This window comes from Pseudomonas sp. P110(2024) (genome assembly GCF_057480795.1).
In genome coordinates this window covers 313,132-325,644 of record NZ_JBLIYT010000006.1, presented here as the reverse complement: position 1 = coordinate 325,644, position 12,513 = coordinate 313,132, and the positions used below count along the sequence as shown (strand labels likewise).

Here is a 12,513-nt window from a genome sequence, read left to right as displayed (position 1 = left end):
CTGAGGCACTGAATGCCAGGCACAAAAAAAGACGCCCATTGGGCGTCTTCTTTTTAGGATTTGGTGGAGCCGGGGGGATTTGAACCCGCGTCTAGTCCTCTGATTCCGTGGCTTACAGAGCAAGAGCTGCCATTTTGCTGTCATTTAAGTGCAGAGGCTGCCCTTTTAGCGGGGCCGATTGAAGGGGGTTAGTCCTTGTGACATCATGGTGCCACTGTGACGTGCAATGGAATGCCCCTGTGAAATTAGAAAGCCTCCGGATCAAAAACTTTAGGACTATCACAACTGAGCAGTTGCTAACTCTGTCAGGAGGATTGACTCTCGTTGGTCCCAATAATGCGGGAAAGACGAACGCATTGATGGCTCTTTATATGTTCTTCACAGGGTACGATAATAGGCACGGGTATAATCCTAATACTGACCTATCATTTGCTGATAAATCAGTAAAGACTAGTTTGACATGCCATTTTAGTGGTGATCCAGATGACGTCGATGCGGAGGCCTTCGAAAAACTAGAAAGACTTCGGTCTTATCTTGGGATTAGTGATCCGCAAGATGGCTTTTCCATTAATGTCTATTTTAATGGATTCAACCCGGTTTATCAGGTTTATCCAGGTGTGAAGCGGCCGGAAGGCAAAGCTTCCCAATATTCAGCTGCCCAGAAAAGCTTTATACAGTTGGTTCTTGACTCCTTTCAGTGTTATTACATTCCTTCCAAAAAGTCCATTGACGAACTTTACAGTCAGTTTGTCTCGCCATTCATTAAAATGAAGGTCGGTCAAGCACTTGCTCAGCACTTGTCTAGAATTAGACAGAGCGTTGCTGCTGTAGCTGAAAGTATGAACTCTGTTCTGTCTGTCAATGGCCTAGATAAAATTACGGTTGGATTTGATATTCCAAATGGGGCAATAAATGAATTGGTTTCTGGATTTGACCTGCATGTCTCGGATCCTGATACGAGTTCTATATATTCAAAAGGTATGGGCGTTCAAGCAGCAGTTTTGCTATCATCATTCAAATGGATCACCCAACAGCAGGACGATAAACATGTAATATGGCTGATTGAAGAGCCAGAAACCTATATGCATCCATCGCTGGCTTTTCAGTCGTCTAAAATTTTGAATGATTTATCGACTATTTCTACTGTTGTTAAAACAACGCATGCCATTAATTTTGTGCCTACAGATATCAATGTTGTTCAAGGTGTCACGCGTCAAGGAAAAGCACAGTCTACATGGATACGCCAATTTTCAAACCATAGAGATGCGACGCATTCAATTAGGGAATCTCTCGGTGTGAAGTTTAGTGACTATTTTGCATTGGGGAGGTTTACGCTTTTCGTTGAGGGAGAGACGGATAAGTTATATATTGAGCATATTTGGAATTCTATGCTTGATTTCCAACAGGCAAACTACCCTTATCTAAAATCTCATGATTTTCTCATCAAGGATTTCACCGGTGTACCGGATTTACTGGGCTTTCTAAAAGCAAATTTCGGGCTTCTACATCAAGAGATATGCTTGGTGTCACTATTTGACGGTGACAAGGCCGGTGTCGATGCGTCAAAAAATATGGCCCATTTTTGCTCGAATAAACAATATGACTTCAACTCCAATAGAGAGTATGTCTTGTTGCCGGATGGACGAGAAATAGAGGGCCTTTTCCCTGATGGTTGGATTGTTGATGCCTATACCCATGAGCGAGCTTGGTTCGAAATTTCGCCAGTTGTTGATGCTAACGATAAATTAATAAGTTTTAAAATCCGAGACTCCTCAAAAAAAGCTTTTGCCAAATACATGCTTGATCGTTATGAGGGCGACAGTACATATGACGGGGCGGAAGGGTTTTTTAAAATTTTTAGGGTGATTAACAGGGCGATGGAAATTCAAGCTCAACTTAAAGGTCTTTGATTTGATCATTATTAATGCTCTCATGCTGCGGTTGGTCCCCCCATAAAGCCTCGGCGCGCCGCCCTGATGCGTCGTCTGTCGATGGCATCCAGCGTCCGTAAACTCGGGCAATCATCGTCCAATCGCTGTGCCCCATTTGCTTGGCTACCCACATCGGGTGTTCTCCTGCCGAGAGCATCATCGAAGCGTAGGTGTGACGCGTTTGATAGGGGCGGCGGTACCGAACGCCAGCCTTCTTCGTTGCCGGGTGCCACATAGTCTTGCGGATCGGTTGATCCCCTGCCCAGCGCTCAAGTGTCCGCGGGTTCTGGAAGACCTCCGCATCAGCTAAGAACGTGTGTGCCTTCTGCGCCGTCAGCGCTTCAAGAGCGGGGCGCAAAAGCTTCACTGACCGCCGGCCAGCGGCAGTCTTCGTTACTTCAGCCTCACCACCTGCAGCCTGGGTTATTGCCCTGCTGATCATCACTTCCCCTCGCACCCAGTCCACATCCCCCCAATTTAGCGCGACCAGTTCGCTGGTCCGAAGCCCTGTCCATAAAGCAAACTGCACCATGTTCCTGGCCTGGCCGCTCAGCGCCGCCAAAATTGCCTGCTGCTCCTCTGGCGTGAATGGATCTACGTCATCGTCTTTTGGTGGTGCTTCCTTGCGTGCGTAAGTCCAACCAGCCAGCGGGTTTGTATCCAGCAGTTCCTCGTCCACAGCATCGTTGAGCGCAGAACGCAGACAGCTCTGGATATTGCTCAGGGTCTTGTTACTGATCTCCAGCCCATCAAGCCAATCACGGACCGCCTTGCGCTTGAGGTCCACCACCAGGTGGTGCCCCAGCGCGGGAACGAGCCGAAGCTTGACGATTTTCCGATATCCCTCGAAGGTGCTGCTGGAGACGTGTTTCTGCTTCGCAGCAAGCCACCTGGTCAGAAAGCCACCAACTGTCTCTTGGCTCGTCTCTGGCGCAAACTTGGCGGCACGCGGTGATCCCGGGAACGTGACGGAGTAGTCGAACGTTCCCTGGGCAATAGCGTGCTCGATTGCTGCTTTGTGCTGTTGGGCCTTTTTCAGGTTAGTGGCGGTGGGCTTGAGCGAGACGCGCTCACGGCACCTAACACCCCGGTACATGAACGTGATCTCGATGCTCGAATCTGAGACTGCCCTAACACCGCTCCCGCCTCTACCCATGTCTCGTATCCTTCCATATCAATCAACGTCCGGCCGTCCGGCGCCTTGTGCCAGATTTCGCCAAGCCGCCAGATCCCGTCGCGGATCTTTGAGCGGATCGCATCCTCGGTGTAGCCAGACTCGCTGGCGAACTTTCTGACGGTCATGTAGCGCATTGCCTTACTCCACCTGATGCGTCAGGTCGTCGCCGTCACGGCCTGTCACGTCTGCCCCCAGCAGCTCCTTAATCACTGACTGGATGCCGGCCGCATAGCTGCCTGGCCGGCCTGTTGCTGCGCCCGACAAGCGTTCGATAATGACGGTCAGCGGCGCTGCCTGGAGCGATGTAACGATTTCGAGCGCCCAATTGCGCCCCTCTAAAAGCATGAAATGGTTGATCGGACCAGTGATGACCACCTCCATGTTCTTGGGCTTTTGATTCGCAACTGGACCCGCAGCTACCTGTGTAGTCGTCTTGCTCGGCTTGTTCTTCCCCGACAAGCGCAAGCGAGCTTCCTGTAGCGCTTTTTTAGCGATGCTGGCCATGAACGCCCTCCGAGTCGGTAACTGTGCGTAGACGCAGCGTGATACCGCACTCCTTTGCCAACTGATCGAGACGGCCCACGCTGGTGGTACTGTCTTGCAGTGCTTTGCCAAAACGCACCAGGCGCTCACCCAAATCTTCGAACTCGTTTCGAGTGGGCTTGTGCTGGGTCATGGCTGCGCGTCTCTGATTTCTGCCGCTTGGGTGAGCGCATCGAGAAGAACATTCGCGCGCGCAGCTCGATCCAGGTATTCGCGGATCGCCTTCACAATCAGCGAATTCATCGAGCGATCATCTGCATCTGCTGCGTGGGCCACTTGGTCGCGCAGGCCATCCGGCAGTCGGACCACGAACTTGTCAGCCTCCCGGGAACCGTATTCAAAGGCCATGACCAGCCTCCTGCAGCTTGCGCTGCCGAACTTCTATTCGGTCGATCGGCACGCCTTTTGGAGCTTCGACGCCGATGCGTACGATGGAGCCGTTCACCTCCAGCACTCTCACGGTGATGCCGTCGCCGATGACAATCGACTGGCCTTCTTTTCGGGATAGACACAACATGGTGATGCTCCTTTTTCCAGGCAAGCCGAGGGCCTGCCGCGATTGATGGCATTCGCAAGTGAAGGGGGTTTAGGCCGCCAGAGGTAATTCGTTGCGCTTAGCAGCTATGCGGGTTTCTATTCTCGTTTCTGGCACGCCTGAGCGACGAGTCTTCTTCATGGGGTCGGTACCCAGAGCGCTATGCGCTGCCAGAAATATTACAAGCACGCTGGCGGGGGAGATAAGGCCACGCCGAAAGGCCTCTGCAACCATGCTGGCGCGATTGGAGACTCCCAGCTTGTAAAAAAGACGCTCAACAGATTTTTTTACTGTTCCAGGAGCGCAGCCTAACGCGCGAGCCGTTTCCTTTCCCGACATACCGGAGCAGATAGCCAAGGCCGTTTTTAGCTCTTTCTCTGCGAGCAAACCGGTGGATCCCTGCAGGTTGCCAAACTGAATGATTCCGTTCATACGAAGCGCTCAAGGTGATTTCTGATGAGCCAAATTTAAGCTAGCTAAACATTTTGTGTCAAGCATGCTGAATTAAAAATTTAGCAGACTGCAACCGATGGGCAAAAAAAAGCCCGCGTTTGGCGGGCTGCTTTTAAGAATCGTAATACTCGCTCCAGGCGATTCGAATCGCGTCATCGCCTAGATCCTCAACCTTTACCCCCGCTGTCCCAGAAATTTCGCTAATCACCCTACACCAATCCCCTGAGTCTTCGTTTGCCAGTCGGCGAACAGTCACGCACTGCAAGCGCTGGACCTTGGGGTCGGAGATGAGATCCCGTAGTCGGTGGCCAATACGTTCGTAAGTTCGAGGCGAGGTGGAGGTGAATGAGGGAAGAGACTGCATACTATTTCCTGCAAAATGCTGTATGTGCATACAGTATTTGGAAGGGGGATGCATGACAAGATGCCCTTGCTAAAATCCCCGAAACGTAGATCGCTTCGATGCTTTCTGGGCGCAGGATGCTTGAGCTAGAGCTTCTGTAAGGCTCGCACTACCACTCCTACAATCCGGCAATCTTCGGTGCAGATTTCGGTGGGGTAAGCAGGATTGAGCGGCTTCAAGTATTTTCGGCCACCATCCTCCACTAGCTTTTTAAAAGTGGCCTCATTGCTGTTACCGAGTTTGGCAACCACGAGCTTGCCATGGAACGCATCAGCCTCGGTGTCGACCAGAATGAGGGCACCCTCGGCGATAGTTTGCCCGACCGGGGAGGTCATTGAGTCACCTTTGACTTCAAGCCAAAAAGCAGGGCCTTTGGCTTCATAATCGGAGATCTCGTAGCGGTCGGAGAACCCCGGCGGAAAGGGTTCGATCGCCTCAGCCCAGGCCCCGGCAGCAACCCAGCTGATCACGGGATAGCGGTACATCAGATTGGGTTGAACCACTGGGCGGATGTTTGGCTCATCAGTGCTTTCACGTTCTGGCCCTTCACCAATCGCTAGCCACTTGGCGCTGAAACCAGTGGCTTTAGCCAGGGCATAGATGTTTTCTGGCTTCATGCTTTTGCTTTCGCCGGACACCCACTGCGTAACAGCAGAAGCTGATATGCCGCAGGCTGCAGCGATCTCTATTTTTCTCTTGCCGCTAGCCGCAATGGCTTTGGCGATGCGTTCATATCTTTCCATGATGAAACCTTAAGCACTCCCGTGTTAAGCATGCAGCAAGCTAAAAAAATGGTTGCCGTCGATTGTTTAGCTTGCTTTAATTCCTCTCCTAGTCGGAGGAATGCTTAGTGAATACAGATCAAGCCGTCGCGCATTTTGGAAGCAAGAAAAAGTTAGCGGACGCGCTTGGCATCACCGCAGGGGCCGTGACGCTCTGGAAAAACGTCATACCCCTACTGAGGCAGTATCAAATCCAGGCCGTCACAGGTGGTGGTTTGAAGGTGGATCAGGTCTATCCCGTGGTCGCTAGCGAATCATGCCTCGTTGAACCTGCGAAAGCATCTACGTCGAATGGCTCTGTATGTGCATACAGTCATCGTCAGGGACTGTCATGACCTCCCTCGAATTTCAGCTTCTGCTGTCCGGATAGCTTTCACCGGGCAACAAAAAACCCGGCTGGCCGGCCGGGTTTCTCAACCATCCCCTGCAAGGGACTTTTAATCTTCGTCGTTGGGAGACGATTTCATGCACCCAAAAAATAGCACCGTGACACCGCTCACGCAAGTAAGCCGTGATGCCTGTCTCTTGGTAACCAGTGTCTCTGAGTTCGGCCCTGTCGTTGGCGGAAGCTTATTTTCCGTCCTAGCGGGTCTTAGTTGTGGTGATGCGATGAATGCTGCGAGCACCAATCTCTCTTCAGCAGAGGCCCTGCTTGGTGACTTAGTTGCTGACAGTGACAGTGTGCATCATGTCTATGCAATCAGGACTCTGGTGCGCGAAGCCAAAGCCCTGATTGATTCGAGCGTTGTCGCTGTAGAGCGGGCGGAGGATCAGAGATGAGCAATCAGCCTCAAACCATCGCCCACTCTTTCGCGCTCAATGGCTTGCATGAAGTATTGGAGGCGGCTGCCCAAATCCCAGTTCACGAATCACTCGATGCCGCGATCTACCGCCTGGAGGCGATGCTTGGAGGCATTCGTGAACTGATGCAGGAAACTGCGGTATCCAACAAAGCCACTCTTGTCTATTTCGCCGCTGAGAGCGCGTTAGCGCTGGTGATTGCTGCGCATGCTGGTGTCGCACCTTCGCGTGGAGGTGCTGTATGAGCGAGCAGCCCATGATCGCTGAGGACGTAACGCCCCTGATCGACTGTGCAAGGGAGCAACTGAACTGGTTGCGATCAGTTTTACATGTACTTGAGGAGCGGCTCAGGGGCCAGGGTGACAAGCACGGAGCGCTGGTGGCGAACCTGGCCATTCACAACGCGGACGACTGGCATAACTACCTGGGCGATCAGCACGAGAGCCTGATGAAACGCATCGAGGCTGCGCTCGCCGCGCCACAAAAAATGACCTCAGTGGAGTCTGGTGCTGCCGATTCAAACCGCTTGCCATTGGCTGAGTTTGCCCGCGGCCGGCAGGATGCCGCCGCGAAGGATCTGGGAGTTCGGCAGGCGGCGATCAGTAAGGCCCTTCGTGTCGGGCGAGCCATTTTCGTTACTCGGCATGCTGATGGCTCTTGCAGCGCCGTCGAAGAGAAGCCATTTCCATCTCAATGCGTTGGAGGCGCTGCATGAACTTGAGCCCCTTCAACTTTCAAGGCGTGCAGGTGCGTGTGGTGACTGACGAAAGCGGAGATCCGTGGTTTGTCGCAAAAGACGTGTGCAGCCTCCTGCGTTACGCCAATCCAAGCGATGCCATCGGTCGTCACTGCAAGGGGGTCGTGAAACGCTACCCCCTTCAAACCGGTGGAGGGATACAGGAGGTTCGGCTTCTTTCTGAAGGCGACACCTTGCGCCTCATCGTCAACAGCACAATGCCCGTGGCTCAGCAATTCGAATCCTGGGTGTTCGATGAAGTGTTGCCTGCCATCCGCCGCACAGGCGCGTATCCGCGACCCATGACCCAGGCTGAGCTCATCGCGGCTAGTGCAAACCAACTGGTGGCTATCGAGCGCAAGCAGGCGGAACAGCAGCAGGCGCTGGCGCAGGTGGAAGACCGCACTAGCAGGCTGGAGCAGGTCCGCTACCTCGATACGGTGCCCAGCGGCTTCGAGACCATCACCACGATCCGCGACCGCATCAACCACCGTCACGGCCTGCCCGCCTGGGTGGTCAACGCGGTGATGCGCGAGGTGTCCGGCGCGCCGCTGCCATTCGCCATGGTGCGCAGCCGGCACGCAGGCGAGGGCGGGCAGCCCTTCGCCATTTGGCCCAAGGCAGCAATCACGCGCCGCTTCGACCAGTTCGTTGGGCAGTGCACTTACGTCACGGCGGAGCGTGCCACCCACCCGGAAATTCCTCAGGACCGTTTCAAGATCAAGCCGAGGGCCGCGCGATGACCAACAACGCCATTCCATTTTGCGCCCCTCGCCCGACTGACTCGGTTGTGATCAGCGAGGCGTATTTCGAGCCGCTGTTGGATGACCCGCTCGCAAGCGCAGCTTCAGTGGGGACCAGGGCAAGCCGTCTGTGTGAGCGTGATCGCCGGCTGATCTACGAGGCCGCAAAGCGTCGACGCGCCGACCTGGAAGACCAGGGCATCGCCCTGGCTGAACCCTATGACCAGTTTGTCCAGCGGATCACCGCTGTATTGGAGATTTGAGCCCGTGAGCATGGATTTAATGGTCAAGGCTATGAACACCGCAGTCGGCAATCCGTTGCGCAAGCTGGTGCTGATCAAGCTAGCGGACAACGCCAGCGATCAGGGCGAGTGCTGGCCGTCGTATCAACATATCGCTGATCAATGCGAGATCGACCGCAGTACCGTGCGCAAGCACATCAAGCAGTTGGAGGCCCAAGGTCTGCTTCGAATTGAGAATCGGGATGGTCCGAAAGGGAACTCCACCAACCTGTATACCCTGACACTTTCAGGTGTAGGCCGAAACAGCCCCCCTGTAGGCCCAGAAAGCACAGATGTAGGCCCACAGCCTAGAGGGGGTGTAGGCCCAGAAAGCACCAGAACCAGTCACTCTTTTGAACCAGTCAAGGAACCTATGCCTGTGTGCATTTCCGATGCTGCTGGGTTCGACCAATTCTGGAAGCTGTACCCGAAAAAGCGGAGTCGCAAGCAGGCGCTGAAGGCCTGGAACAAACTACACCCGTCTGCCGACCTGCAGGCCGTCCTGCTCGCCGCGCTCGCTAAGCACTGCGTCTCTCGGGACTGGACCAAAGCTGGCGGCCAGTACATTCCACTGGCCTCCAGCTGGCTCAATGGCGAGCGCTGGCACGACGTTGTTGAACCCGCCGGCTACGCCGCCCCTCCTGGGTCATTCAACGACCTGCCGCAACACACCCCCGACATGTACCTGGAGAGCGACGATGGCCGTGCAAATTTCTGATCTGTTCCACCGCGTACCGGCCAAACGCGCGTTCGCTGGCCAGTGCCCGGTGCACGGCGAGGTCGATATGAGCGAAGTCGAGCAGCTGGATGGCTCGATGCTGGTGCGCGGCTGCAAACGCTGCCAGTGGGAGGCGCTGCACCTGGCTGCGCGTGATTCCGAGATCTACGCGCTGGCCCAGCATCAGGCGCGCGCTGAGCGCACCACTGCGGCGCTGATCGGGGCCGGCATCACGCCGCGCTTCGCTGGCGCTACGTTCGACGGCTATGTCGCCGAGACCGAGCAGCAGCGCAAGGCCCTGAGCAAGTGCCGCGACTACGCCGAGCAGTTCCCGAGCCACTTCCGTGCTGGCCGCTCGCTGCTGCTGACCGGCAACGTCGGCTGCGGCAAAACCCACCTGGCCAGCGCGATTGTGCGCACCGTTGTGGCTGACCAGTGCCGGGCGCTGATCATTCCGGCCAGCGACATCATCAGCCTTGCCCGCGCCTCGATGGTCCCGGGAGCGGGTTACACCGACCGGGACGTGGTGCTGCACCTGGGGGGCCTGGACCTGTTGGTGATTGATGAGGTTGGCTGTCAGAAGGGCAGTGAGTACGAGCTGGCGCTGCTGCACGCCATCATCGACCGTCGGTATCAGGCGGTTCTGCCCACGGTGCTGATCAGCAACCTGGGTGTCGACGGATTGAAGGCCTACATCGGTGACCGCGCCCTGGACCGCCTGCGGCAGAACGGTGGCATGGCCGTTGGCTTCACCTGGTCCTCGATGAGGGCGGTGGCATGAGGGCGCTGTTCAGCGACGAAGCCGAACATGGCGTGCTCGGCGCGGTGCTACAGGCTGGCCTGCAGCAGGACACTGGCCTGGTCGAGGACATCCTCGGCCAAGTGCGGGCCAGCGATTTCTACCGGGACGATAACGCGGCGTTGTTCGAGGCGATGCAGGAATGCCGCGACCGCAACTTGCCCATCGACCCGGTGACCGTGGGCATGGTGCGGCGCCACCTGCCCAGCAGCGACTCGGTCATGGCCTACGCTGCCGAGCTGGCCCGCAACGTGCCCTCGGTGGCCAACTGGAAGGCCTACGCCAAGCACGTGAAGGAGTGGGGCGTTATCCGCTACATTCTCGACATTGCTGGCCAGGCCGAGACCATGGTGGCGGCGGGCGCGCCCACCGCCGAGGTGATCGCCACCGCGCAACAGGCCATGGCCGAACTGCGTGACCTGGATGGCGAGACCAAGGGCTTCAAGCGCTTGGACGCGTGGATGGGGGCGGCGGCGCAACTGGTCGATGACAAGTTGAACGGCAACGCACAGGCCTGGCCCGGTACCGGCCTCCACACCCTGGACGAGCTGGTCCAGGGCATCCGCCCGAAAAAGGTGACAGTGATCGCTGGCTTGCCCGGCAGCGGCAAGACCACCTTGGCCCTGCAGATCGCCCAGCACAACGCCGTCAAAGAAAGACAGCCATGGCTGGTGTTCTCCATCGAAATGCCGGGCGAGGAGCTGGGCCTGCGCGCCATTGCCTCGCTGGGTGGGGTGTCCCTGCAGCGGCTGGACAACCCGGACCGGATGCAGGACGACGACTGGGCGCGGATGGTCAGTGCGGTGGCTCAGGCCCAGCAGGCGCCGTTGTTCGTCTGTGATGACCCGGTGCAGACCCCGGCGAGCATCCGCGCCACGGCGCGCCAGTGTCAGCGTGAGCACGGCCTGGCCGGGATCGTGGTCGACTACCTGACGCTGGTGCGCGGCGACCGCGCCGGCCGCAGCCGCAACGAGGAGGTGGGGCAGATCAGCAAGGCCTTGCTGCAACTGGCCAAGGAACTGGCCATCCCGGTGATCGAGCTGGCGCAGCTGAACCGCGAATCCACCAAGCGGGTCGGCAAGAAACCGCAGTCCAGCGACCTGCGCGACTCCGGCGAGATCGAGGCCGACGCCAGCTGCATCCTGATGGTCCATCGCGACATGGACAGCGAGGAGGGCCAGAACGGCTTGACCGAGATCCTCATGACCAAGTGCCGGCACGCCCGCGTCGGCAGCTGCATCGTCCAGCAGGAGGGGCAATACGGGCGCTTCGCTGATTTCGCGGGCACGCTGCCCTGCGACGACGAGATCGAGGCGGGGCGGGCCAGCTATGCCCAGCGCTACAAGGGAGGGGCCCATGAACGCTTCTAAAACCCTGACCGTCACCCTCAGCGATGCCGAGATCCGCCGGCACGCCGCTGGGGATGCAAGTCAATTGCGCGATACCCGCCACCGCGAACTGCGCTTCCGTTACTCGACCACCGACCGTTCCCGGGGCGCCTGGCACGTGGTGTTTCGCCAGCGCTGGGGCAAGGCCGGGGATTACCCGGGGATCAACACCAAGACCATGTTGGCCACGCTACCGGCGATCCTGGCGCGCCGGGCGGCCGATGCCAGCGCCAAGTCCACCACCACCAGCTGGACGACGGTGGGCGAGGTGCTGACGTGGTACCGCGACCGGATGAACCGGGACCGGGGGCTGTCGGCCAAGCGCAAGGCTAGCGTCCGGTCGGCCTTGGATCGTCACCTGCTGCCGCGCCTGGGGGAGCAGCGCCTGGACGCGGTCAGCAAGCTACTGATCGATCAGCAGCTGATGTGGCCGCTGCAGGAGCGGTACGCCCTGTCCTTCGTGCGTTCGGTCTATGGCGTGCTCGCGGTGGCGTTCCGTCAGGCCCTGCGACTGGAGCTGCTGGCGGCCAACCCGCTGGCGGCGCTTAAGTTCACCGACTTCGTGCGCACCCGGATCCGGCCTAAGCCGGCGCGGCTGCGCGGAGACGATGTGCCGAGCGTGCTGGTGCGGCTGGCCGAACGCTTCGAGGTCGAGCCGGCGGGCAGCATGTTGGCGCTGATGATGCTGTGCCACGGCTCGCGCTTGGGGGAGACCCGGCTGGCGCGCTGGCGCCACTTCAATCTCGACGCGGGGCGCTGGTTCATCCCGGCGGGCGACACCAAGACCAAGGCCGAGCACACACTGCCGCTGACCGCCCAGGTCTGTGCGCTGCTGCGCCGCTACCAGCGCCTGCAGACGGCCCAGGGCTACACGGGGCCGTTGCTGTTCCCTGGCAGCCACGGTGCGCCGCTGAGCCCGAGCAAGGCCAGCACCTTGTTCAGCGACCTGGCCCAGGGCGCATGGTCGAGCCATGACCTCAGGAAGGTGGCCCGCACCGCCTGGACTGACCTTGGGGTGGACTACCTGGTCGGTGAGCTGCTGCTCAACCACGCCATGAAGGACCTGGACGCCACCTACATCCACACCACCGCCGAGGCGCTGAAACGCCGCGCCCTGGAGGCCTGGCATCAGCAGCTCGACCAGCACGGTTTCACTGTGCTGCACACCGAGACATAGCCGAGACAGAAAACCCCGTCATCGCCCGCCAACGCCAGTGCCGACG

General features: G+C 57.7%; 18 protein-coding genes. 10 read left to right on the top strand and 8 right to left on the bottom strand.

Annotation, left to right across the window (positions count from 1 at the left end):
* Positions 1-239: 239 nt before the first annotated feature.
* Positions 240-1,910: an ATP-dependent nuclease gene (locus tag AC25ND_RS12215; RefSeq protein ID WP_486976343.1), complete on the top strand. Its 1,671-nt coding sequence runs from the start codon at positions 240-242 to the stop codon at positions 1,908-1,910.
* Here the strand turns inward: AC25ND_RS12215 and AC25ND_RS12210 are convergent.
* From AC25ND_RS12210 to AC25ND_RS12175, 8 genes are all read right to left on the bottom strand, one after another.
* A complete protein-coding gene (locus AC25ND_RS12210) occupies positions 1,897-3,087 on the bottom strand; it encodes an Arm DNA-binding domain-containing protein (RefSeq protein ID WP_486976342.1) in 1,191 nt (396 codons plus the stop codon). The genes AC25ND_RS12215 and AC25ND_RS12210 overlap by 14 nt on opposite strands.
* A 159-nt stretch (positions 3,088-3,246) precedes the next feature.
* Positions 3,247-3,612 (bottom strand): hypothetical protein, encoded by a 366-nt coding sequence (locus AC25ND_RS12205; protein ID WP_486976341.1) that lies wholly within the window; start codon positions 3,610-3,612, stop codon positions 3,247-3,249.
* Positions 3,596-3,784, bottom strand: a complete 189-nt coding sequence (locus AC25ND_RS12200) for a hypothetical protein (RefSeq protein WP_486976340.1) — start codon at positions 3,782-3,784, stop codon at positions 3,596-3,598. The genes AC25ND_RS12205 and AC25ND_RS12200 overlap by 17 nt, the downstream gene beginning before the upstream one ends.
* Entirely contained in the window at positions 3,781-3,999 is a 219-nt protein-coding gene (locus AC25ND_RS12195; RefSeq protein ID WP_486976339.1) for a YlcI/YnfO family protein, read from the bottom strand. The genes AC25ND_RS12200 and AC25ND_RS12195 overlap by 4 nt, the downstream gene beginning before the upstream one ends.
* On the bottom strand, positions 3,989-4,168 hold the full coding sequence (locus tag AC25ND_RS12190; RefSeq protein ID WP_486976338.1) for a carbon storage regulator: 180 nt from the start codon (positions 4,166-4,168) through the stop codon (positions 3,989-3,991). Before AC25ND_RS12190 ends, AC25ND_RS12195 begins: the two co-directional genes overlap by 11 nt.
* Before the next feature lie 69 nt (positions 4,169-4,237).
* On the bottom strand, positions 4,238-4,618 hold the full coding sequence (locus AC25ND_RS12185) for a response regulator transcription factor (protein WP_486976337.1): 381 nt from the start codon (positions 4,616-4,618) through the stop codon (positions 4,238-4,240).
* A 133-nt stretch (positions 4,619-4,751) separates the two neighbouring features.
* Entirely contained in the window at positions 4,752-5,003 is a 252-nt protein-coding gene (locus AC25ND_RS12180; protein ID WP_486976336.1) for a DUF1654 domain-containing protein, read from the bottom strand.
* Positions 5,004-5,128: 125 nt separating this feature from the next.
* Positions 5,129-5,785, bottom strand: a complete 657-nt coding sequence (locus AC25ND_RS12175; protein ID WP_486976335.1) for a LexA family protein — start codon at positions 5,783-5,785, stop codon at positions 5,129-5,131.
* Positions 5,786-5,892: 107 nt separating this feature from the next.
* Between AC25ND_RS12175 and AC25ND_RS12170 the strand changes: the two genes are divergently transcribed.
* The 9 genes from AC25ND_RS12170 to AC25ND_RS12130 all read left to right on the top strand — a co-directional run bounded on the left by AC25ND_RS12170 (position 5,893) and on the right by AC25ND_RS12130 (position 12,467).
* Positions 5,893-6,159, top strand: coding sequence for a Cro/CI family transcriptional regulator (locus tag AC25ND_RS12170; RefSeq protein ID WP_486976334.1), 267 nt, complete (start codon positions 5,893-5,895; stop codon positions 6,157-6,159).
* Positions 6,160-6,600: 441 nt separating this feature from the next.
* The gene (locus AC25ND_RS12165; protein WP_088852295.1) at positions 6,601-6,870 is read left to right on the top strand and encodes a hypothetical protein; all 270 of its coding nucleotides are present in this window, start codon (positions 6,601-6,603) and stop codon (positions 6,868-6,870) included.
* Entirely contained in the window at positions 6,867-7,340 is a 474-nt protein-coding gene (locus AC25ND_RS12160) for a Cro/CI family transcriptional regulator (RefSeq protein ID WP_486976333.1), read from the top strand. The genes AC25ND_RS12165 and AC25ND_RS12160 overlap by 4 nt, the downstream gene beginning before the upstream one ends.
* Positions 7,337-8,104 carry a BRO-N domain-containing protein gene (locus AC25ND_RS12155; RefSeq protein ID WP_414536646.1) on the top strand — a complete coding sequence of 256 codons (768 nt, stop codon included), beginning with the start codon at positions 7,337-7,339 and terminating at the stop codon, positions 8,102-8,104. Before AC25ND_RS12160 ends, AC25ND_RS12155 begins: the two co-directional genes overlap by 4 nt.
* Positions 8,101-8,367 carry a hypothetical protein gene (locus AC25ND_RS12150; protein ID WP_486976332.1) on the top strand — a complete coding sequence of 89 codons (267 nt, stop codon included), beginning with the start codon at positions 8,101-8,103 and terminating at the stop codon, positions 8,365-8,367. Before AC25ND_RS12155 ends, AC25ND_RS12150 begins: the two co-directional genes overlap by 4 nt.
* A gap of 4 nt (positions 8,368-8,371) precedes the next feature.
* Complete coding sequence (locus AC25ND_RS12145; RefSeq protein WP_486976331.1) at positions 8,372-9,103, top strand: helix-turn-helix domain-containing protein; 732 nt, start codon at positions 8,372-8,374, stop codon at positions 9,101-9,103.
* Positions 9,084-9,884 carry an ATP-binding protein gene (locus AC25ND_RS12140; protein ID WP_486976330.1) on the top strand — a complete coding sequence of 267 codons (801 nt, stop codon included), beginning with the start codon at positions 9,084-9,086 and terminating at the stop codon, positions 9,882-9,884. The genes AC25ND_RS12145 and AC25ND_RS12140 overlap by 20 nt, the downstream gene beginning before the upstream one ends.
* Positions 9,881-11,272 (top strand): replicative DNA helicase, encoded by a 1,392-nt coding sequence (locus AC25ND_RS12135; RefSeq protein ID WP_486976329.1) that lies wholly within the window; start codon positions 9,881-9,883, stop codon positions 11,270-11,272. The genes AC25ND_RS12140 and AC25ND_RS12135 overlap by 4 nt, the downstream gene beginning before the upstream one ends.
* Positions 11,259-12,467 (top strand): tyrosine-type recombinase/integrase, encoded by a 1,209-nt coding sequence (locus tag AC25ND_RS12130; protein ID WP_486976328.1) that lies wholly within the window; start codon positions 11,259-11,261, stop codon positions 12,465-12,467. The genes AC25ND_RS12135 and AC25ND_RS12130 overlap by 14 nt, the downstream gene beginning before the upstream one ends.
* Positions 12,468-12,513 lie beyond the last annotated feature (46 nt).

What these genes read in the sequence shown, in the direction of transcription:
- AC25ND_RS12210 (WP_486976342.1), bottom strand. Translation starts at nt 3,087, where the DNA reads ATGGGTAGAGGCGGGAGCGGTGTTAGGGCAGTCTCAGATTCGAGCATC.
- AC25ND_RS12205 (WP_486976341.1), bottom strand. Translation starts at nt 3,612, where the DNA reads ATGGCCAGCATCGCTAAAAAAGCGCTACAGGAAGCTCGCTTGCGCTTG.
- AC25ND_RS12200 (WP_486976340.1), bottom strand. Translation starts at nt 3,784, where the DNA reads ATGACCCAGCACAAGCCCACTCGAAACGAGTTCGAAGATTTGGGTGAG.
- AC25ND_RS12195 (WP_486976339.1), bottom strand. Translation starts at nt 3,999, where the DNA reads ATGGCCTTTGAATACGGTTCCCGGGAGGCTGACAAGTTCGTGGTCCGA.
- AC25ND_RS12190 (WP_486976338.1), bottom strand. Translation starts at nt 4,168, where the DNA reads ATGTTGTGTCTATCCCGAAAAGAAGGCCAGTCGATTGTCATCGGCGAC.
- AC25ND_RS12185 (WP_486976337.1), bottom strand. Translation starts at nt 4,618, where the DNA reads ATGAACGGAATCATTCAGTTTGGCAACCTGCAGGGATCCACCGGTTTG.
- AC25ND_RS12180 (WP_486976336.1), bottom strand. Translation starts at nt 5,003, where the DNA reads ATGCAGTCTCTTCCCTCATTCACCTCCACCTCGCCTCGAACTTACGAA.
- AC25ND_RS12175 (WP_486976335.1), bottom strand. Translation starts at nt 5,785, where the DNA reads ATGGAAAGATATGAACGCATCGCCAAAGCCATTGCGGCTAGCGGCAAG.
- AC25ND_RS12165 (WP_088852295.1), top strand. Translation starts at nt 6,601, where the DNA reads ATGAGCAATCAGCCTCAAACCATCGCCCACTCTTTCGCGCTCAATGGC.
- AC25ND_RS12160 (WP_486976333.1), top strand. Translation starts at nt 6,867, where the DNA reads ATGAGCGAGCAGCCCATGATCGCTGAGGACGTAACGCCCCTGATCGAC.
- AC25ND_RS12155 (WP_414536646.1), top strand. Translation starts at nt 7,337, where the DNA reads ATGAACTTGAGCCCCTTCAACTTTCAAGGCGTGCAGGTGCGTGTGGTG.
- AC25ND_RS12150 (WP_486976332.1), top strand. Translation starts at nt 8,101, where the DNA reads ATGACCAACAACGCCATTCCATTTTGCGCCCCTCGCCCGACTGACTCG.
- AC25ND_RS12140 (WP_486976330.1), top strand. Translation starts at nt 9,084, where the DNA reads ATGGCCGTGCAAATTTCTGATCTGTTCCACCGCGTACCGGCCAAACGC.
- AC25ND_RS12135 (WP_486976329.1), top strand. Translation starts at nt 9,881, where the DNA reads ATGAGGGCGCTGTTCAGCGACGAAGCCGAACATGGCGTGCTCGGCGCG.
- AC25ND_RS12130 (WP_486976328.1), top strand. Translation starts at nt 11,259, where the DNA reads ATGAACGCTTCTAAAACCCTGACCGTCACCCTCAGCGATGCCGAGATC.